The 17,867-nt window shown below is 45.9% G+C and carries 20 protein-coding genes; 11 read left to right on the top strand and 9 right to left on the bottom strand.

The genetic code is table 11. The annotated features are described in order from the left end of the window. Position 1: 1 nt before the first annotated feature. The 3 genes from GQ359_RS09885 to can form a co-directional block, all read right to left on the bottom strand. Positions 2-739: a pseudouridine synthase gene (locus GQ359_RS09885; protein WP_215334090.1), complete on the bottom strand. Its 738-nt coding sequence runs from the start codon at positions 737-739 to the stop codon at positions 2-4. Positions 740-803: 64 nt separating this feature from the next. After that, the gene (locus tag GQ359_RS09880) at positions 804-1,694 is read right to left on the bottom strand and encodes a lipid A biosynthesis acyltransferase (RefSeq protein WP_215386970.1); all 891 of its coding nucleotides are present in this window, start codon (positions 1,692-1,694) and stop codon (positions 804-806) included. Between the two features lie 8 nt (positions 1,695-1,702). Further along, positions 1,703-2,368, bottom strand: coding sequence for a carbonate dehydratase (gene can, locus GQ359_RS09875; RefSeq protein WP_215386969.1), 666 nt, complete (start codon positions 2,366-2,368; stop codon positions 1,703-1,705). Positions 2,369-2,390: 22 nt separating this feature from the next. Here can and GQ359_RS09870 point away from each other — a divergent pair, with 22 nt between their 5' ends. Then, positions 2,391-2,687, top strand: a complete 297-nt coding sequence (locus GQ359_RS09870; protein ID WP_215302232.1) for a DUF167 domain-containing protein — start codon at positions 2,391-2,393, stop codon at positions 2,685-2,687. A 3-nt stretch (positions 2,688-2,690) separates the two neighbouring features. Here GQ359_RS09870 and GQ359_RS09865 read toward each other — a convergent pair whose 3' ends face one another. After that, positions 2,691-3,593 carry an aspartyl/asparaginyl beta-hydroxylase domain-containing protein gene (locus GQ359_RS09865; RefSeq protein WP_215386968.1) on the bottom strand — a complete coding sequence of 301 codons (903 nt, stop codon included), beginning with the start codon at positions 3,591-3,593 and terminating at the stop codon, positions 2,691-2,693. A 163-nt stretch (positions 3,594-3,756) separates the two neighbouring features. Here GQ359_RS09865 and GQ359_RS09860 point away from each other — a divergent pair, with 163 nt between their 5' ends. Next, positions 3,757-4,122: a hypothetical protein gene (locus GQ359_RS09860; RefSeq protein ID WP_215386967.1), complete on the top strand. Its 366-nt coding sequence runs from the start codon at positions 3,757-3,759 to the stop codon at positions 4,120-4,122. 94 nt (positions 4,123-4,216) lie between these two features. Beyond that, complete coding sequence (locus GQ359_RS09855; RefSeq protein ID WP_353055748.1) at positions 4,217-4,519, top strand: HU family DNA-binding protein; 303 nt, start codon at positions 4,217-4,219, stop codon at positions 4,517-4,519. Between the two features lie 89 nt (positions 4,520-4,608). Here GQ359_RS09855 and rodA read toward each other — a convergent pair whose 3' ends face one another. Genes rodA through GQ359_RS09830 form a run of 5 tightly spaced genes read right to left on the bottom strand, consistent with a single transcriptional unit; the run spans position 4,609 to position 10,176 of the window. Beyond that, complete coding sequence (rodA, locus tag GQ359_RS09850) at positions 4,609-5,760, bottom strand: rod shape-determining protein RodA (RefSeq protein WP_215386966.1); 1,152 nt, start codon at positions 5,758-5,760, stop codon at positions 4,609-4,611. Beyond that, entirely contained in the window at positions 5,742-7,649 is a 1,908-nt protein-coding gene (gene mrdA / locus GQ359_RS09845) for a penicillin-binding protein 2 (RefSeq protein ID WP_215386965.1), read from the bottom strand. The genes rodA and mrdA overlap by 19 nt, the downstream gene beginning before the upstream one ends. Positions 7,650-7,657: 8 nt before the next feature. After that, positions 7,658-8,182 (bottom strand): rod shape-determining protein MreD, encoded by a 525-nt coding sequence (mreD, locus tag GQ359_RS09840; protein ID WP_215386964.1) that lies wholly within the window; start codon positions 8,180-8,182, stop codon positions 7,658-7,660. Next, positions 8,179-9,108 carry a rod shape-determining protein MreC gene (mreC, locus tag GQ359_RS09835; protein WP_215386963.1) on the bottom strand — a complete coding sequence of 310 codons (930 nt, stop codon included), beginning with the start codon at positions 9,106-9,108 and terminating at the stop codon, positions 8,179-8,181. Before mreC ends, mreD begins: the two co-directional genes overlap by 4 nt. Positions 9,109-9,132: 24 nt before the next feature. Next, positions 9,133-10,176 carry a rod shape-determining protein gene (locus GQ359_RS09830; protein ID WP_046330974.1) on the bottom strand — a complete coding sequence of 348 codons (1,044 nt, stop codon included), beginning with the start codon at positions 10,174-10,176 and terminating at the stop codon, positions 9,133-9,135. Positions 10,177-10,238: 62 nt separating this feature from the next. Between GQ359_RS09830 and gatC the strand changes: the two genes are divergently transcribed. The 8 genes from gatC to argB all read left to right on the top strand — a co-directional run bounded on the left by gatC (position 10,239) and on the right by argB (position 17,865). Beyond that, entirely contained in the window at positions 10,239-10,532 is a 294-nt protein-coding gene (gene gatC / locus GQ359_RS09825; protein WP_215386962.1) for an Asp-tRNA(Asn)/Glu-tRNA(Gln) amidotransferase subunit GatC, read from the top strand. Next, a complete protein-coding gene (gene gatA, locus GQ359_RS09820; protein WP_215386961.1) occupies positions 10,529-12,046 on the top strand; it encodes an Asp-tRNA(Asn)/Glu-tRNA(Gln) amidotransferase subunit GatA in 1,518 nt (505 codons plus the stop codon). Before gatC ends, gatA begins: the two co-directional genes overlap by 4 nt. Further along, positions 12,046-13,515, top strand: coding sequence for an Asp-tRNA(Asn)/Glu-tRNA(Gln) amidotransferase subunit GatB (gatB, locus tag GQ359_RS09815; RefSeq protein WP_215387970.1), 1,470 nt, complete (start codon positions 12,046-12,048; stop codon positions 13,513-13,515). The genes gatA and gatB overlap by 1 nt, the downstream gene beginning before the upstream one ends. 34 nt (positions 13,516-13,549) lie before the next feature. Next, positions 13,550-14,224: a DUF484 family protein gene (locus GQ359_RS09810; RefSeq protein ID WP_215386960.1), complete on the top strand. Its 675-nt coding sequence runs from the start codon at positions 13,550-13,552 to the stop codon at positions 14,222-14,224. Further along, a complete protein-coding gene (locus GQ359_RS09805) occupies positions 14,205-15,206 on the top strand; it encodes a tyrosine recombinase XerC (RefSeq protein WP_215386959.1) in 1,002 nt (333 codons plus the stop codon). The genes GQ359_RS09810 and GQ359_RS09805 overlap by 20 nt, the downstream gene beginning before the upstream one ends. A gap of 63 nt (positions 15,207-15,269) precedes the next feature. Continuing rightward, the gene (locus tag GQ359_RS09800; protein ID WP_215387969.1) at positions 15,270-16,334 is read left to right on the top strand and encodes a GTP-binding protein; all 1,065 of its coding nucleotides are present in this window, start codon (positions 15,270-15,272) and stop codon (positions 16,332-16,334) included. 224 nt (positions 16,335-16,558) lie between these two features. Beyond that, a complete protein-coding gene (dksA, locus tag GQ359_RS09795; RefSeq protein ID WP_062307316.1) occupies positions 16,559-16,936 on the top strand; it encodes an RNA polymerase-binding protein DksA in 378 nt (125 codons plus the stop codon). Positions 16,937-16,962: 26 nt separating this feature from the next. Next, positions 16,963-17,865 carry an acetylglutamate kinase gene (gene argB / locus GQ359_RS09790; RefSeq protein ID WP_215386958.1) on the top strand — a complete coding sequence of 301 codons (903 nt, stop codon included), beginning with the start codon at positions 16,963-16,965 and terminating at the stop codon, positions 17,863-17,865. Positions 17,866-17,867 lie beyond the last annotated feature (2 nt).

Here is a 17,867-nt window from a genome sequence, read left to right as displayed (position 1 = left end):
CTTAGAATTGCTCCTCAGGCCTCACAAAGCGCCATTTTCCAGGCGGTAGGGCGCCCAGAGAAATTCTGCCCATGCGAACGCGCTTCAGACCTAACACTCGGAGGCCAACCATTTCGCACATGCGCCGAATTTGACGCTTGCGACCCTCTCGCAGAACAAAGCGAAGCTGGTCTTCATTCTGCCAGCTCACTTGGGCTGGCTTTAAAACAACCCCATCTAATTCCAGGCCATGTTTTAGCCTATCTAAATCTTCAAAAGAGAGAGCGCCTTCAACCCGGACTAAATATTCTTTCTCAATCGGGCTGTTTTCGCCAATCAGAAGTTTGGCGATGCGACCATCTTGCGTTAAAACGAGCATGCCAGTGGAGTCGATATCGAGGCGACCAGCAGGCGCTAAACCACGAGTATTAAAGCGTGGATTACGCCCCTTATCAAGCGGACTGGCAAAATAATTATCTGGGGTGATGAGTGAGGCAGCCGGTTGATATTCTTGCTCATCATCGTAGTGTGAGATGAAGCCCACTGGCTTATTGAGAATGACCGTAATTCGGGAAGCCTGCTGTGCTTTAGCTCCGGATTGCAATTCAATTTTCTGATGACGAAAAGCTCGAGAGCCCAGTTCGTTGACTACTTCGCCATCTACGGTTACTAGGCCCTGCTCAATATAAGAGTCAGCCTCGCGACGGGAGCATAGACCTAGCTCAGAGAGCAGCTTGGAGACGCGAATTTTTTCTTCCATGGCTACATTATCGGGCAATTACTTTAATAAAGACTAGGTTCTGAGTAGATGAGTGCTGAATGGGTTAGTAATAGGGACTGGCTTCGTTGAAAGGCCTATTTTTAAAACGTTTATGTACCCAATAGTATTCAGCAGGCCTGAGCCTAATTTCTTGTTCAAAAATTTGGTTTAAGCGTGCGGTATCTGCTTCTGGATTCTCGGTTGGAAAATTTTCCAATGGTTTGCTGATAGAGCAAACATATCCAGCTTCATTATTGTTGAGAGTCGTAATCATCATGCAGACCTGTGCCCCCGTAATTTTAGCGAGACGGGATACAGCAGTAATGGTATTGGTTTGAATATTGAAGAAGGGAACAAAAGTTGAGTCTTTTAGGCCCAAGTCAATATCGGGTGCAATGATGATGAAGCTACCCTTGCGGATTTCTCTAATCAGCTCAATAGTGTTGCCCTGGCGATCAATCGAGTTTCCACCAAAGCGATTGCGCCACTCAATAATTTTCTTATTGAAGAAGGGGCTTTTCATTCTCTGAAAAAATCCAGAGGTACGAGGCCAGCCTTTATCTTTTGCAAGTGCGCTCAAAATAATGCTGCCTTCAATTCCAATGAAATGCATATTTACTAAGATGCGCGGTTGTCGATCAGTTAAATCAACCTCTGATTGAACTTCAATCATATCGGCAAGCTGTTTTTTACTTCCAAGCCAAATAATACTTTTCTCAACCAAGCTGCGACCAAGTAGTCGCCAATGTTTTTTTCTAAGTAGATCAATTTCCTGCGCGCTAAGCTCAGGGAAACATAGCTCTAAATTTTTCTGAACTACGCGATTGCGATCGCTAGGAATATGCGCCGCCAAAAAACCTAAGCCATAGCCAATAGAGACAAGGGTCTTGTAAGGAAGCGATGCCAGAAATCTGAGGAGCGCTAGTCCTGAGTAGTTTGAAAAGTTTTTAAACAAAACTCAATTTAATTGGAATCGTAGCGAGACAAGGATGTGGCGTAGCGTCTATGCATTTCTTCGTCGGAGCTAATAGACATGCCCAAATCATTTACTAAGCCGGTCTCTAGACGATAAGCCCAGCCATGCACCGTGAGATCTTGTCCTCTAGACCATGCATCTTGAACAATGGTGGTTTCACAAACATTGACAACTTGTTCAATCACATTCAGCTCGCATAAACGGTCTTGGCGCTTGGGAGTCGGAATGGCATCACCAAGATAGCGCTCATGTTTTTGGTGTACGTCTTTAACATGTCGCAACCAATTATCAGCTAAGCCTACGCGCCTATCCGTCATTGCGGTATGCACACCAGAGCAACCATAATGACCAACAACCAAAATATGTTTGACCTTTAAAAGATCAATTGCAAATTGAATTACAGATAAACAATTGAGGTCGGTATGCACCACTACGTTCGCAACATTTCGATGAACGAATAATTCGCCTGGAAGAAGATTCACAATTTCATTAGCAGGTACGCGACTATCTGAGCAGCCAATCCAAAGATATTCTGGTGCTTGCTGAGAAACGAGGCGCTTAAAGAAGTTGGAATCTTTGGCGACCATGGCTTCTGCCCACTGGCGATTATTAGAAAATAGCTGGTCTAAGGCGTTGGAGTTCTTCATAATCATGATTTGAGTTTAAAGTATTCTTATGATGCCCATTTGGTTAAAACAAACCCCCACTGGCATTGTTCTTAATTTGCATTGTCAGCCAGGTGCAAAGCTGACCAAGGTAGTCGGTCTTCATGACGGTTGTCTCAAGATATCTCTGCAGGCTCCTGCGCTTGAAAATAGGGCAAATGAGATGTTGTTATCTTGGCTTTCAAAGCAGTTGAGAGTGCCACAAAAGCAAATTCAACTCTTATCGGGGCAAAGTAGCCGCATTAAGAGGGTTGAGATCTGGGGTTCAATTACCCCAGAGCAAATTATTGAAGTCCTAAGTCCCTGAGGCTTACCAAAATATCGCCCAAAGAATCCCTAATATCAGCACCCATTTTCCGATGTAATAAACGCTGCGGTGCTTGGCTTTCAGTTTTTTAGCCTGCGCCCTGAGGTGATAAAAATACTTAAAGAGAATATTTACAAATCCAACTTTCTCGCCCTCAACGTTTTGGGAAGATGCTGCGCTCATCACATAGCGTCCAAACCAGCGATTAAGTAATTGCACCAATTTAGTGTGAACTGGCCGTTCAACATCACAAAACAAGACAATCCGTTGGTGATCGGTCTCGTTGGCTGCGAAGTGGATATAGGTTTCATCAAACATCACTGGTTCGCCGTCTTTCCAGAAATAACGCTCTCCATCGACGTCAATAAAGCATTTGGGATCGTTTGGAGTAACAAGGCCAATGTGATAACGCAGCGAACCCGCATAAGGGTCTCTGTGACGAACCAGCGTTGCTCCAGGAGGCAGCGAGGCAAACATTGCTGCCTTGATTGAGGGTATGGATTTCAGGAGGGCGACAGTCTTTGGGCAATTTAGCTGCGCCGATGGCATTTCCTTGCCATACCAGTAGAGATGAAAGCGTTTCCAGCCCGTCCGAAAGAAGGAATTGAAGCCAATATCGTTGTAGCCTGTTGCCGCTGCAATGGCACCATCTGCGTTTAATGCGAGGGCCTCATCACGGATGATCTGCCAATGATCTTGAAGTGGTTTCATTTCAGGAAAATCAGCAACTGGAATAAATGCCCCTGCCTTAGTTTTTGAAAACAAGTAGAGCAGGCTATTAATTGGCGCTAAAAGTACTTGATAGTCTGTTAATGAGCGTACTAAGCCAAATCGCACCTTGCCCCTGAAATAAACATAAACAGCAGAGACAACAAAGATCAAAAAAACAAAGTGACGAAGTTCCATGAGGTTTACCAATTAGCGTTAACACTACTATTTTAATTTGGATGGAGCGCCGTTCGACCCATATTTTTGTAACTAATATGCTCAAATGTTAGCTATAGCCAAAAGAGGCCATAAGAAATGCACCTAATTGGCGCTGCAAAGATGATTTATTAAGGAAAACCGTATGAATGGATTCGTAAAATGGCTTTTAAGCCTTGTATTAATTGGCTTGGCTGGTTTAGCGGCTTATACTTGGATTATGCTGAATTGGAGCTATGGCAGTGGTGAGCGCGCTGGTTATGTTCAGAAATTTTCCAATCGGGGCTATATTTGCAAAACTTGGGAGGGTGAAATGGCGATGGTTTCTATGCCGGGAACTATGTCAGAAAAATTTCTCTTTACGGTACGCCAAGAAGCCGTAGCGCAAAAAATTAATGCCAATTTAGGCAAAAAAGTCGCACTTAAATACGATCAGCACATTGGATTGCCAACAACTTGCTTTGGCGATACTGAGTATTTTGTGTCAGATGTCACTGTTTTGGAGGAGTAAAAAGTAGTTAATAAAAAATTTGCTGTGACGCAGCTTTATTTTTGTAATTTTTTGTGGTTAAAATCATGTAAGCGCAAGGTGCGCTGACATCAATATCTATAAGGAGCTTCACTTGAACAAAGCAGAACTAATCGCAGCGATTGCTGACGACGCTGAGATCTCAAAAGCCAAAGCTGAATTTGCATTGAATTCTGCTATTGAGCAAATCATTAAAGCTGTTACTAAAGGCGACTCAGTACAACTGATCGGTTTCGGTACTTTTGCTTCTGGTAAGCGCGCTGCACGTATGGGCCGTAACCCAAAAACTGGCGAGCCACTCAAAATTGCTGCTGCTAAAACTGTTAAGTTTTCTGCTGGTAAAGCATTTAAAGATTCAGTTAACAAGCGCAAGAAGTAATTCTTACTTTGTTGATGAAAAAGCCCGGCTTGCCGGGTTTTTTTGTTTCTGAAGTGTGGGCAATTGTCCTGCGCCACTAGCCTGAATTACTAGCTTTGTACTAATCTCCGATGACGATGAATGCTCATCAAAATACCGGCGCCAAAACCTAGCGTCACCAGTGCGGTACCTCCATAACTAATAAAGGGCAATGGAACTCCTACGACCGGCAATAGACCGCTTACCATGCCAATATTCACAAACGCGTAGGTAAAAAAGATTAGCGTTACTGATGCGCCTAGCAGACGTGTAAACAAATTTGGTCCACTCGCAGAAATAGCTAGACCACGCTTAATTAAGGCAAAGAAAAGTCCTAACAAGACTAAGTTGCCAAGTAAGCCGAACTCTTCAGAAAAAACAGCAAAGACAAAATCGGTATGTTTTTCTGGAATAAATTCCAGATGGGCTTGCGTGCCCTGAAACCAACCCTTGCCAAAAAATCCACCAGAACCAATTGCAATCATGGCTTGAATCGTATGAAAACCTTTTCCAAGAGGGTCGCTGCTAGGGTCAAGCAGGGTGCATACGCGATGCTTTTGGTATGTGTGGACAAATGGCCAAACAACATCTTGGGCACAAATAGTGCTACCAAAAATAATGATGAGAAGAATTCCGAGTGCACCAATTCCGATAAATGGCAAGATCCACTTCCAAGGTAATCCCGCAAGAATAATCACATACATGCCTGCGGCAAAAACCAATAATGAAGTTCCCAAGTCAGGCTGACGAGCAATAAGAAATACGGGGATGCCAAGAATGATCGCAGCCACCCCATAGTCCCAAGATTTTTGAATTCCCTCTCGCTTTTGAAAATACCAAGCCAACATCAGGGGCATAGCAATCTTCATTAACTCAGAAGGTTGAATGACAAAGCCAATATTGAGCCAACGTCTTGCACCTTTTTTGATTAATCCAAATACGGCAACGGCTATCAGCAATGCAACCCCGATCCCATAAATCCAAACTGCGGCCATCTCCAACCATTTTGGCGGGATGCGGGAAACTATCCACATCACAACAAATGAAAGTGCTAGATTGCGCAGTTCATCTTCAAAACGAACGGGCGTATTTTGACTTGCGGATAAAAATATAATAAATCCAATTCCTGCTAAGCCAAGTAAAATAAGGCCTAGCTGGCGATCAAGGCCGCTAAAAATACTCAGAAAAATATTTTTTATTTTTTCTATGGCGCTCTTTTCCATTCAGGAATCTCCTTTGGCCATTTACCTTCAAGATAAAAATCAAGCGCTTTACGTGCAATTGGAGCGGCATGCTGGGCTCCAAAACCAGCATTCTCAACAACCATGGCAATGGCAATGGTTGGTTTTTCGGCGGGAGCAAAGGCAACATACAAAGCATGGTCTCGTAAGAATTCTGCCGTAGAGCCATGGTGATACTCTTTTGAGTTCAAGCTAAATACTTGCGCCGTTCCAGTCTTGCCACCAGCTTGATAGCTTGTGCCTTTAAAAACGGAGGCGGAAGTGCCAGAATTATTCACCTCAACCATAGCCTTCTTGATAATCTCAATATTCTCAGGAACAAGATCAATGCGATAACTTTCTTTGGGGGTTGTGAGGGTGCGATGTCTAGTGAAGGGATCTTCAATTGCCTTAACTAAGTGTGGCTTCATCACAATACCGTTATTGGCGAGATTTGACATTGCATGTGCCAACTGCAAAATCGTAAATGCGTTATAACCCTGACCAATGCCCAAAGAAATCGTTTCCCCTTCGTACCATTTTTGCTGCTCTGGTTTTTTGAAGGTATTTTTCTTCCATTCAGTCGATGGCAATACGCCTTTAGACTCGCCTTGTAGATCGATACCAGTGATTTGACCAAATCCAAAAGGCTTCATAAAGTCATGCATCATGTTGACGCCCATATCGCGCGCCAAGAGGTAGTAGTAGGTGTCGCAAGATTCAACAATGGACTTTTGCATGTCTACGATACCGTGACCTCCTTTTTTATCATCTCGAAAAGTATGGTTACCAAATTCAAAATAGCCTGGGTCGGAGATCGTTTGCGCCGGAGTACGTTTTTTGGTTTCCAATGCGGCAAGGGCCATAAATGGTTTATATGTTGATCCCGGTGGGTAGATCCCTTTGAGTGGGCGGTTGTAGAGTGGCTTTTGTGGGGAGTCATTCAGCTCCTTCCATGTCACTGAATCAATGCCCTCTACAAAATCATTGGGATTAAAGTTGGGCTTCGATACAAAGGCCAATATATCGCCAGTCTCGGGCTCAATAGCCACAAATGCACCACGAAAATTTCCATAGAGCTGTTCAACTAAATATTGCAGTTTGATATCAACTGACAGTACTACGTTTTTTCCAGGTACCGATGGTGAGCTTGCGAGGGTTCGTACTGGTTTGCCGCCTGCAGTAATTTCAACCTCATCGTACCCTGGCGTGCCACGTAATACTGTTTCGTAGCTTTGCTCTATACCAATTTTCCCGACATATTGAATGCCCGGCAGAAATGATGTTTGTAGCGCATCGGGATCGCCTGCTTTTGAATTATCGATTTCAACTTGCATGCGCTCGATATCGCGCTTGGAAGCACGTCCGATATAGCCAATCAGGTGCGAGGCTAGTTCGTTGTAGGGGTACTCGCGAAAGCTGCGTGCACGTATTTCAACACCCGGAAAGCGATAGCGGTTAGCCATAAATCGCGCTGTTTCAGATTCAGTAAGCATAGATCTGAGGGGAAAGGTGCCCATTTTTCTAGAATCTTCAAGTGAGCGCTTGAAATTCCGACGATCTCTTGGAGAAATCAATACGATTTGGGAGAGCTCATCAATGAGCTCATCAACATTGCCTTTTAGCTCTTCAGCATTCACATCTAAAGTCAATGCTGAATAGTTTCTGCCAATAACAATTCCATTTCGATCGATCAATAGACCACGATTGGCGGGGGCAGGGACAAGGGCGATGCGATTGCTTTCTGCTAGCAGAGCATATTTGCCATGACTTACCAGTTGTAGCCATACCAATCGAGTGATGAGCAGGAGGAAGCAAAAGGTAACAAACAAGGTCGCAATATGAATGCGCTCTTGAAATGAATCGAGGTTTGGTTTTTTAAATGAAACCATGCAGCGCTTTAAAGCGGACGATTGTGGTCAACGTCAATGGGGCGACGTTGAGGCGAAAGCAAAATTTGTGTTGCTACTGGCCATAACAATGTCTCAATCATTGCTTGGATAGCACCAGTTAATGCCCACCAATAAATTTCGCCACTCAATAACCAATGAGTGATTACGGGGAATAGTGACACTAGCAAGAAGATGGGCAGTAAATGCATCGCCTGAGTGAGAACATTCAAAACAATGATTCGTCTATGCCAAGAGATCGCAAGGTAGGCGACCAATGAGTAGCTAAAAGCATGCAAGCCCAGGAGATCCGAGTTATGCACATCCATCAAGAGTCCAAGAAAGAATGCAGCGCCTACCCCAATATAGCGATGTTGGTGAATATTCCAAAATACGATGCAAATAATGAGCCAGTCAGGAACCCAGCTGTAATTCCCAATTGGCAGCAGGTTAAGCAGCAACGCACACAGCAGGCTGAAATAAATAAAGACTGGGTTAACCGGTCGCAGAATATAGCCGCTTTGAAAATCAATCATTGCATGCCTCGCGCACGAGTTTGACGGCGACCTGGAGCATTAACTATCGGTGCGCCTAATTTATTGCTGCCAGTAGAGGCATTGGCATCCCACTGAGGATCATAAAGAAGGGCTAAAGCCTGGCGATAGCGATTGACGGGGGCAATTGGCACACAAAATACATTCGATGAGTTTTTATCCGCATTACGCTCTATGCGACTAATGACTGCAACGGCAAAACCTGGCGGATAAACGCCGTCGATACCAGAGGTAATCAGTACGTCACCTACTTCTAAATCACTGGCCACGGGTAAATAGCGAAGCTCTAGAGGGTTGCCGCGCCCAGCTCCAAATACCGCTGCTCTCAAGCCATTGCGAGCTACCTGAACAGGCACTGCAAAGTCACGATCCTCTAATAAAGAAACCTCGGCAGAATTATTGTAGAGACGCACTACTTGACCCAAGATGCCTGAATCATTGGCTATTGGACTACCTTGCTTTAGTCCGTCGGCACTTCCCCGATTAATCACAATCCGTTGAGAAATTGGATTGGGGGGATTAAATAAAATTTCCACCGACAATGTTTTATAGGGAACTTGATTTTGTAAGTCGATGAGCTGACGCAAATTTTGATTTTCAATTAAAAGAAATTCAGATTGATTCGCAAGCAGAGAAAGTTCAGCTTGGCGGACTTTCATTTCTTGGTTTTCTTTATCGAGTGTTCCACGACTGGTGAAATATTCTGATGTCGCTTCATATGCATTGCGCGGCATCATCATCACATACTCTAGTGGGCGCAATAGCCAATTGACATTGTTGCGAATTGGATCGAGCGCCTTATAGCGAAAATCGATCAACATCAATGCGATGCTGATCGATAGACAGACAATCAGTTTGACTAAAGCCGGAACGCCTTGTCTGAAAAGAGGAGGAGCGCTATGTTGCAATTCCCTAATCGACGCTTAGGTCAATTACTCTTGAGAGAACACGCCGCCCAACTTGTCCATGCGCTCTAAGGCGATGCCGCAACCACGTGCGACGCAAGTGAGGGGATCTTCTGCAACATGGATAGGAAGGCCAGTTTCTTCTAAGAGCAAGCGATCGAGGTCACGCAATAGTGCGCCACCACCAGTAAGCATCATGCCCCGCTCGGCAATGTCAGATGCTAGCTCAGGAGGTATTTGTTCTAAAGCAGCTTTTACTGCTGTCACGATTTGATTCAATGGGTCAGTTAAGGCTTCCAAAATCTCATTGCTAGTCACAGTGAAGCTGCGTGGAATACCTTCAGAAAGATTGCGGCCTTTTACTTCCATCTCGCGAACTTCAGCGCCGGGGAATGCGGAGCCGATTGTTTTCTTAATCAACTCGGCAGTTTGTTCGCCGATCAACATTCCGTAGTTACGACGGATGTAATTGGTGATGGCCTCATCAAACTTATCGCCTCCAACACGAACAGAGCCTTTGTAAACCATTCCGCCCAATGACATCACGCCCACTTCCGTTGTGCCGCCACCAATGTCAACAACCATAGAGCCGGCAGCTTCGGAAACTGGTAAGCCAGCACCAATCGCAGCAGCCATTGGCTCTTCAATTAAAAATACTTGTGACGCGCCTGCGCCCAAAGCCGATTCGCGAATAGCGCGACGCTCAACTTGAGTAGAGCCACACGGTACGCAAATAATGATGCGTGGGCTTGGCTTTAGCAGCTTGCTCTCATGCACCATTTTGATAAATTGCTTGAGCATTTGCTCGGTAATCGTGAAATCGGCAATAACGCCGTCTTTCATCGGGCGAATCGCCTCAATATTCCCTGGAACGCGCCCTAACATCGCTTTTGCTTCTTTTCCAACTGCCAAAATGGTTTTTTTGCCATTTGGGCCGCCTTCGGTGCGAATTGCCACAACAGATGGTTCATCAAGCACAATACCCCGTTCACGCATGTAAATTAAGGTATTAGCGGTGCCTAGGTCGATAGCCAGGTCATTAGAAAAGTAGCTGCGGAAAAAACCAAACATGATGTAGTGGGAAAATAAGTAAGTGTTAAAAAATATATATATGAATGATACCCTAGCGCCCCATGAAACTTGATGATGTCCAGCGCATTGCGCACCTTTCTAGCCTTGACTTAAGTCAGGCAGAAGCCGAGGCAGTATTGCCTCAACTACAGGCAGTTTTTGCTTTGGTTGAGGAGATGCAGGCTGTTGATACAACAGGCCTTGCTCCCTTGGCTCACCCCATCCTCTTCTTGCGAGACTTGGCACAACCATTGCGCAAAGATGACGTTACTGAAACTGACCATCGTGCAGAAAATATGCAATCCGCCCCCGCTGTGCAGGATGGATACTTCTTAGTCCCACGGGTGATCGAATGAGTTGGCACCAAACCCCCATAGCTTTAATGGCCAAAGCATTGGCAGCAAAAGAGGTCTCTAGTACCGAGCTGACAAAGTATTTTTTAGATCGTATTGAGGCTGGAAAGCGCTTCAATGCATACCTTGATGTAAGCACTCACTTAAGTTTAGAGCAAGCATCTAAAGCAGATAAAATCATTGCCTCAGGTAAAGCCGGAAAATTAACGGGTATCCCAGTTGCGCATAAAGATGTCTTTGTGACGCGCGGCTGGAAGTCCACTGCGGCATCCAAAATGCTCGAAGGCTACCTCAGCCCATTTGATGCAACGGTAGTTTCGAATCTTGGAATTCCGGATGAGTTGAATCCAAATGGTGCTGGCATGGTTTGCCTTGGCAAAACCAATATGGACGAGTTTGCAATGGGCTCCTCTAATGAGAATTCTGCCTATGGCCCAGTCTTAAACCCGTGGAATTCAGAATATGTTGCTGGCGGATCTTCTGGAGGTTCTGCAGCGGCAGTGGCCGCAGGATTAGCCCCGATTGCAACAGGCACGGATACGGGTGGATCGATAAGGCAGCCCGCTGCTTTTTGTGGATTAACCGGAATTAAGCCAAGTTACGGGCGCGTATCTCGTTACGGGATGATTGCCTACGCCTCTTCATTAGATCAAGCAGGCCCGATGGGTAAAACGGCTGAAGACTGCGCTTTATTGCTCACAGCAATGTCTTCCCATGATCCGCGTGACTCCACTTCGCTTGCCGATTCTGGAGAGGATTACAGCCGCTACCTCACACAAAATTGGAAAGAGGGCAATGCAAGCCCTATGAAACCTTTAGAAGGTTTGCGGATTGGCTTGCCAAAAGAATTCTTTGCAGAAGGCCTTGCACCGGAAGTGGCTAATGCTGTCAATGCAGCTGCAAAAGTATTACAAGATTTGGGTGCAGAATTGCTTGAAGTAAGTCTCCCTAAGACTAAGTTATCCATCCCGGTGTATTACGTTTTAGCCCCAGCTGAAGCCTCAAGTAATTTGAGTCGCTTTGATGGTGTGCGTTACGGACACCGCGCAAATGAATATCGTGATTTATCTGACATGTATAAGAAATCACGCACCGAAGGATTTGGAGCAGAAGTGAAGCGGCGTATCTTAGTTGGTACTTATGTGCTCTGTCATGGTTATTACGATGCCTATTATTTACAGGCACAAAAAATTCGTCGCATTATTGCCGCGGATTTTCAGGCAGCATTTGAGAAGTGCGATGTGATCTTGGGGCCAGTTGCACCAGATGTTGCATGGCGCTTAGGTGAAAAATCAAATGACCCAGTGCAGATGTATTTAGAAGACATTTACACACTCTCAACGAACTTAGCAGGACTGCCGGCAATGAGTGTTCCTTGTGGATTTAATTCAAGCAAGTTACCTATTGGGATGCAGATCATTGGCAATTATTTTTCTGAGGCGCGCTTACTACAGGTGGCTCATCAATATCAGCAAAGTACTGACTGGCATTTGCGTCAAGCAAGCGAGGTGGCATGATGCAATGGGAAATCGTTATAGGTCTAGAGACTCACGCACAGCTTCAAACGCAATCGAAAATCTTCAGTGGCGCAAGTACACGCTTTGGTGCAGGACCCAATACCCAGGCTTGTGCAGTTGACTTGGCTTTACCTGGTGTTTTGCCAGTATTGAATCGTCAGGCGGTTGAGCATGCCATTCGCTTTGGTTTGGCAGTTAATGCCAAGATCTCGCCAGCAAGTATTTTTGCGCGCAAGAATTATTTCTACCCTGACTTGCCAAAGGGATACCAGATTAGTCAGATGGATCTCCCTGTAGTTGTAGGTGGTCATCTGGAGATATTGGTTGGCGATCAAGTCAAGGTAGTTGAGCTCACGCGCGCCCACATGGAAGAAGATGCTGGTAAGTCGGTTCACGAAGAGGGCTTCTTAGGCCCACATGGCGAAGCCTCTAGCGGTATCGACCTGAATCGTGCCGGCACCCCATTATTAGAAATTGTGACTGAGCCGGTGATGCGCAGTGCTGCTGAAGCAGTGGCTTATGCAAAAGCACTTCACACGCTAGTTGTTTGGCTTGGGGTGTGTGATGGCAATATGCAAGAAGGCTCTTTCCGTTGTGATGCCAACGTATCCGTTCGACCAGTAGGCCAAAAAGAATTTGGTACCCGTTGCGAAATTAAGAATCTGAACTCGTTCCGCTTTTTAGAGGAGGCGATTCAATATGAAGTGCGTCGCCAAATCGAATTAATTGAAGATGGTGGCACAGTCGTGCAAGAAACCCGCTTGTACGATCCCGATCGTCAAGAAACTCGCAGTATGCGAAGCAAAGAGGATGCGAATGACTACCGCTACTTCCCGGATCCCGATCTATTGCCAGTCGTGATTGACGATGCCTGGATTGCCGATGTGCGCAGCAAGATGCCAGCTCTACCAGCGCAGCTTCGTGAGCAGTGGCAAAGCGAGTTTGGTTTAAGTGCCTACGATACGCAATTACTCACACAAGATCGCGACACTGCAAAAGTATTTGAAGAGCTGCTCGACATTGTTGGTAAGTCTTTGGCAAAAGCTGCGGCCAACTTAATTGCGGGTGAGTTTGCTTCATCATTGAATCGTGCTGGTATTGCTACCGCAGATGCCCCCTTAAAAGCTGAGCATTTAGCACCGCTATTAACTCGTGTGGCAGATGGCACTATCTCTAACAAGATTGCAAAAGACATCTTTGCGATTCTGTGGGAGCAAGCCGTCACTGGTAAATCTATTAGCACTGTTGATGAAGTGATTGAATCTAAAGGTTTAAAGCAAATTAGTGACAGCGGTGAGTTGGAAACCATGATCGATAAAGTGTTGGCAGCTAATGAGAAGTCTGTTGAGGAGTTCCGCTCTGGTAAGGAAAAGGCATTTAATGCCTTGGTAGGCCAAATTATGAAAGCCTCACAAGGTAAAGCCAACCCAGGGCAAGTGAATGAGCTGTTGCGTAAAAAGCTGGGCTAAAAAGTTAAATAAAAAATATGCAAGAAAGAAATAAATGAGCGCAATCGATCCCAAGCAGGCCGAGCAAGAAGAATTGGTAGCAGAGTGGTTACGCGCTACCCCAGGTTTTTTTGAGCGCTATGCCAATCTCTTAAATGAAATTCGCTTGAAGCATCCACATGAAGATCGCGCTATATCATTGCAAGAGCGCCAGATGACTTTGTTGCGCACACAGAACCAAGAGCTGAACCGCCGCCTGAGTGAGATGTTGCACTTCGGTAGTCACAACGACAAAACTCAACAGAGGCTAGTGGCTTGGTTATTACGCCTAATGGGTGCCAACACGAAGGCAGATGTAGAGTCTGCAGTGACAGCGGGTTTGGCAGAGGTATTTGAGGTGGAAGCTGCACAACTCTTGTCACCCAATACAGCATTTGGTCCTTGGATCGATACGCCGCTTTGTGGCTCTGCTAAAGAGCTGGCTGCAGCGAGCGTAGATTTGTTGGCAACTCAAGTGAGCATTGATCCTGAGTGGCAAAGTATGGTGGCTATTGGCCTGCCATTAGGCAAGAGTATTGGTGTGGCGCAATCGCCAGCAGTGCTTTTGTTGGCCAGTAAAGATGAAACTCGATTTACGGCAGATATGGGCGCATTTTATTTGCGTCAAATTGCCGAACTCACTGCTGCAGCTTTGGATCGTATCCAGGCTTATGAGCCAAGCACCAGCTGATCTTCATCCCTTAGTGCAAGAGTATTTGCACGAGCTGCATGTTTTAAGGCAGCTCTCACCTCATACGCTTAAAGCGTATCGCATGGATCTGGTTGAGCTGCAGGAATTAGCAGCAGATGATTCCATTGAGTTATTAAAAGTCACAAATGCGCATGTGCGTCGCTGGGCGGGTCGCTTACATTCCAAAGGAAAATCATCCCGTACGATTGCTAGAGCGCTTTCTGCATGGCGCGGCTGGTATGACTGGTTGACTGAGAAAGATGCCCGTCGCGATGCGCAGGCAGGAAAGGTAACCGCCAATCTAGTCGCCAATCCTGTTGATGATGTGAAGGCGCCCAAACGTTTGAAGTCTTTGCCTAAGGCGCTCTCAGTTGAGCAGGCACTCTCTTTAGTAAACCAAGCCGTGAAAGAAGCCGAAGAAAAAAAAGATCTCGAGACTGTACGTGACGCAGCGATCATTGATTTGCTGTATTCATCAGGCCTACGTTTATCTGAGCTTCTTGGCATTGATGTAATGCAAAGCAAAGATCGCCAACAAGAGTCTGCCGGCTGGTTGGATTGGGATGCTGCAGAAGTCACGGTGTTGGGTAAAGGTGGCAAGCGCCGCTCAGTCCCGATTGGTGGACCTGCAATGCAATCCCTCAAAGTCTGGCGTGCGGTTCGTGACCAACTGGAGCAGGCAAATGTATCAATGGCTTTATTTATCTCTGCTAGCGGTGCGCGCCTATCCCCTCGGACTGTGCAGGCGCGTCTGCGCACTTTGGCGATGCGTGCCGGCCTGCCGACCCATGTGCATCCGCACATGATGCGCCATAGCTTCGCAAGTCATGTATTGCAATCGTCCCAAGATTTGCGGGCGGTGCAGGAAATGCTGGGGCATGCCAGCATTGCCAGCACGCAGATTTATACCTCTTTAGATTTCCAGCACCTAGCGCAGGCATACGATAAAGCCCATCCACGCGCAAAGGCTGGCAAAGCGTGAGGAACTCGGTAAGATAGAAGGTTTCCCATTTAGGGAATGTATTTATAGATTTTGAATGGATCGATCATGGCGTTAATTCCAGTAACAATTCTTACAGGCTTTTTAGGTAGCGGCAAAACGACTTTGCTCAAACACATCTTGACTGAAGAGCATGGCAAAAAAATTGCCGTGATTGAAAACGAGTTCGGCGAAGAGAATATTGATAACGACATCTTGGTTCAAGACAATCAAGAGAACATTGTGCAAATGAGCAATGGTTGTATTTGCTGCACTATTCGCGGCGATTTAGTGGAGGCCCTCAATTCACTCTGGGAGCAGCGTAAAGATAAAAAGATTAGTTTTGATCGCGTAGTTATTGAAACTACCGGTGTGGCTAATCCAGGCCCGGTGGCCCAAACATTCTTTATGGATGATGATGTTGCGGATCATTACGTATTGGATGCGGTAGTCACTCTTGTAGATGCCAAGCATGGCCCACAGCAGCTCACTGAGCATGAAGAGGCACAGCGCCAGGTAGGCTTTGCCGATCAAATCTTCATTACTAAGACGGATTTGGTATCGCCGGCTGAAGTGGATGCTTTGCGCAATCGTTTGATGCATATGAATCCCCGCGCCCCAATTCAGGGAATATCTAAGGGGGTAGTGCCCTTAGACGCTGTTTTGGATCTTAAGGGCTTTAATTTGAATTCCAAGCTCGATATTGACCCTCACTTCTTGGAGCAAGACGATCATGATCACGCCACTTGTGGCCACGATCACAGCCATGACCACCATGATCACAGCACTTGTGGGCATGACCATAGTCACGACCATCATGGCCATGCAGGCCATACAGACCGCATTCAATCCTTCGTTTTTCGTAGTGATAAACCCTTTGATCATAAAAAATTAGAGGACTTCCTGGGGGGTATTTTGGAGGTCTTCGGAGAGAAGATGTTGCGCTATAAAGGCGTCCTCTATGTGAAGGGTAGCAACCGAAAAGTCGTGTTCCAGGGCGTTCATCAGATGATGGGAAGTGATTTGGCGGGTGTTTGGGGTGCTGAGCCAAAGCAAACGCGGATGGTTTTTATCGGCATTGATTTGCCTAAAGATACCCTGCTGGCTGGGCTTGAAGGGTGTTTGGCCTAAGAAATATCAAGTACAATCCGGCGCCACGGTCAATATTGATAAATATTGGCAAAAGGGCGGTAAAAGTTTGGCAGAATGAAGTAATAATGGTTTAGATCCATGGAAAGAACGAAATGACGGTAAAAACACCAACGAAAGCTACGGCTACAGCAAAAGCGCCTACTAAGGCTGCAAGTGCAAAGGCTGCTAAGGGTGCCCCTTTAACAGAAGTTGAATTGCTCAAGATGTCCGAAAAGGACTATATGAATGCGGCTCAGCTGGATTTTTTCCGTCAAAAGCTCCTGACTTTAAAAGATGATATTTTGAAAAATGCTTCTGAAACTACAGAGCATTTGCGTGAGAATATTTTGGTGCCTGATCCTGCTGACCGTGCAACGATCGAGGAAGAGCATGCACTTGAGCTGCGCACACGTGATCGTGAGCGCAAGCTCTTGAAAAAAGTTGAGCAGGCTTTGGCCCGCATTGAGTCTGGTGATTATGGTTGGTGTGAGGAAACAGGCGAGCCGATTGGTTTGAACCGTTTAATTGCACGTCCAACAGCAAATCTCTCACTGGAGGCGCAAGAGCGTCGTGAACTTCGTCAAAAATTGTTTGGCGATTAATTACTAGACTGAATATACAAGTAGCAATGACTAAGCAATCCCCATCTATTAGCGAAATCCCACCCTTACTTAAGGCGGAGATTTTGGCCGAGGCTTTGCCTTACATTCGCGCTTATCACGGTAAGACTATTGTGATTAAGTACGGCGGGAATGCGATGGTCGAAGAGCGCCTGAAAGAAAGTTTTGCGCGCGATGTCATTTTGCTAAAGCTGGTTGGTATGAACCCAGTAGTGGTGCATGGTGGCGGTCCGCAAATTGATGAAGCCCTCAAGAAGATTGGTAAGACCGGCACCTTTATTCAAGGTATGCGCGTAACCGATGAAGAAACCATGGAAGTGGTGGAGTGGGTTCTCGGCGGTGAAGTACAGCAAGATATTGTCATGTTGATTAACCACTTCGGTGGCCAGGCGGTTGGTTTGACTGGTAAAGATGGTGGCTTGATTCGTGCGAAGAAGATGTTGGTTGCCGATGAAAAGAAAGTAGGCGGCACTATTGATTTAGGGTTTGTTGGTGAGATTGAAGCCATTAACCCGGCAGTTGTTAAAGCATTGCAAGATGACGCATTTATTCCAGTGATCTCTCCGATTGGATTTAGCGAAGAAGGTCAGGCATACAACATCAATGCTGACTTGGTCGCTGGCAAGATGGCAGAAATTTTGCATGCAGAGAAATTGGTCATGATGACCAATATTCCGGGCGTGATGGATAAGGCCGGCACACTCTTAACCGACCTGACTGCACGTGAAATTGATGGTTTGTTTGCTGACGGCACGATTTCTGGTGGAATGTTGCCAAAGATTTCCTCTGCATTAGATGCGGCAAAGAGTGGTGTGAATTCTGTTCACATCATTGATGGTCGAATTGAGCACTCACTGTTGCTTGAGATTCTGACTGAACAAGCTTTTGGAACAATGATTCGCTCCCGCTGAGA

The sequence above is a fragment of the Polynucleobacter sp. AM-7D1 genome (assembly GCF_018688455.1).
In the GTDB taxonomy this organism is placed as follows: domain Bacteria; phylum Pseudomonadota; class Gammaproteobacteria; order Burkholderiales; family Burkholderiaceae; genus Polynucleobacter.
Note: the sequence above shows the minus strand (reverse complement) of the source record. Positions and strands in the feature narration are given on the sequence as shown.

Excerpts from the sequence above, each read along its gene's own strand:
- GQ359_RS09885 (WP_215334090.1), bottom strand. The coding sequence starts at position 739 with ATGGAAGAAAAAATTCGCGTCTCCAAGCTGCTCTCTGAGCTAGGTCTA.
- can (WP_215386969.1), bottom strand. The coding sequence starts at position 2,368 with ATGATTATGAAGAACTCCAACGCCTTAGACCAGCTATTTTCTAATAAT.
- GQ359_RS09870 (WP_215302232.1), top strand. The coding sequence starts at position 2,391 with ATGATGCCCATTTGGTTAAAACAAACCCCCACTGGCATTGTTCTTAAT.
- GQ359_RS09865 (WP_215386968.1), bottom strand. The coding sequence starts at position 3,593 with ATGGAACTTCGTCACTTTGTTTTTTTGATCTTTGTTGTCTCTGCTGTT.
- GQ359_RS09860 (WP_215386967.1), top strand. The coding sequence starts at position 3,757 with ATGAATGGATTCGTAAAATGGCTTTTAAGCCTTGTATTAATTGGCTTG.
- rodA (WP_215386966.1), bottom strand. The coding sequence starts at position 5,760 with ATGGAAAAGAGCGCCATAGAAAAAATAAAAAATATTTTTCTGAGTATT.
- mrdA (WP_215386965.1), bottom strand. The coding sequence starts at position 7,649 with ATGGTTTCATTTAAAAAACCAAACCTCGATTCATTTCAAGAGCGCATT.
- mreD (WP_215386964.1), bottom strand. The coding sequence starts at position 8,182 with ATGATTGATTTTCAAAGCGGCTATATTCTGCGACCGGTTAACCCAGTC.
- GQ359_RS09830 (WP_046330974.1), bottom strand. The coding sequence starts at position 10,176 with ATGTTTGGTTTTTTCCGCAGCTACTTTTCTAATGACCTGGCTATCGAC.
- gatC (WP_215386962.1), top strand. The coding sequence starts at position 10,239 with ATGAAACTTGATGATGTCCAGCGCATTGCGCACCTTTCTAGCCTTGAC.
- gatA (WP_215386961.1), top strand. The coding sequence starts at position 10,529 with ATGAGTTGGCACCAAACCCCCATAGCTTTAATGGCCAAAGCATTGGCA.
- gatB (WP_215387970.1), top strand. The coding sequence starts at position 12,046 with ATGCAATGGGAAATCGTTATAGGTCTAGAGACTCACGCACAGCTTCAA.
- GQ359_RS09810 (WP_215386960.1), top strand. The coding sequence starts at position 13,550 with ATGAGCGCAATCGATCCCAAGCAGGCCGAGCAAGAAGAATTGGTAGCA.
- GQ359_RS09805 (WP_215386959.1), top strand. The coding sequence starts at position 14,205 with ATGAGCCAAGCACCAGCTGATCTTCATCCCTTAGTGCAAGAGTATTTG.
- dksA (WP_062307316.1), top strand. The coding sequence starts at position 16,559 with ATGTCCGAAAAGGACTATATGAATGCGGCTCAGCTGGATTTTTTCCGT.
- argB (WP_215386958.1), top strand. The coding sequence starts at position 16,963 with ATGACTAAGCAATCCCCATCTATTAGCGAAATCCCACCCTTACTTAAG.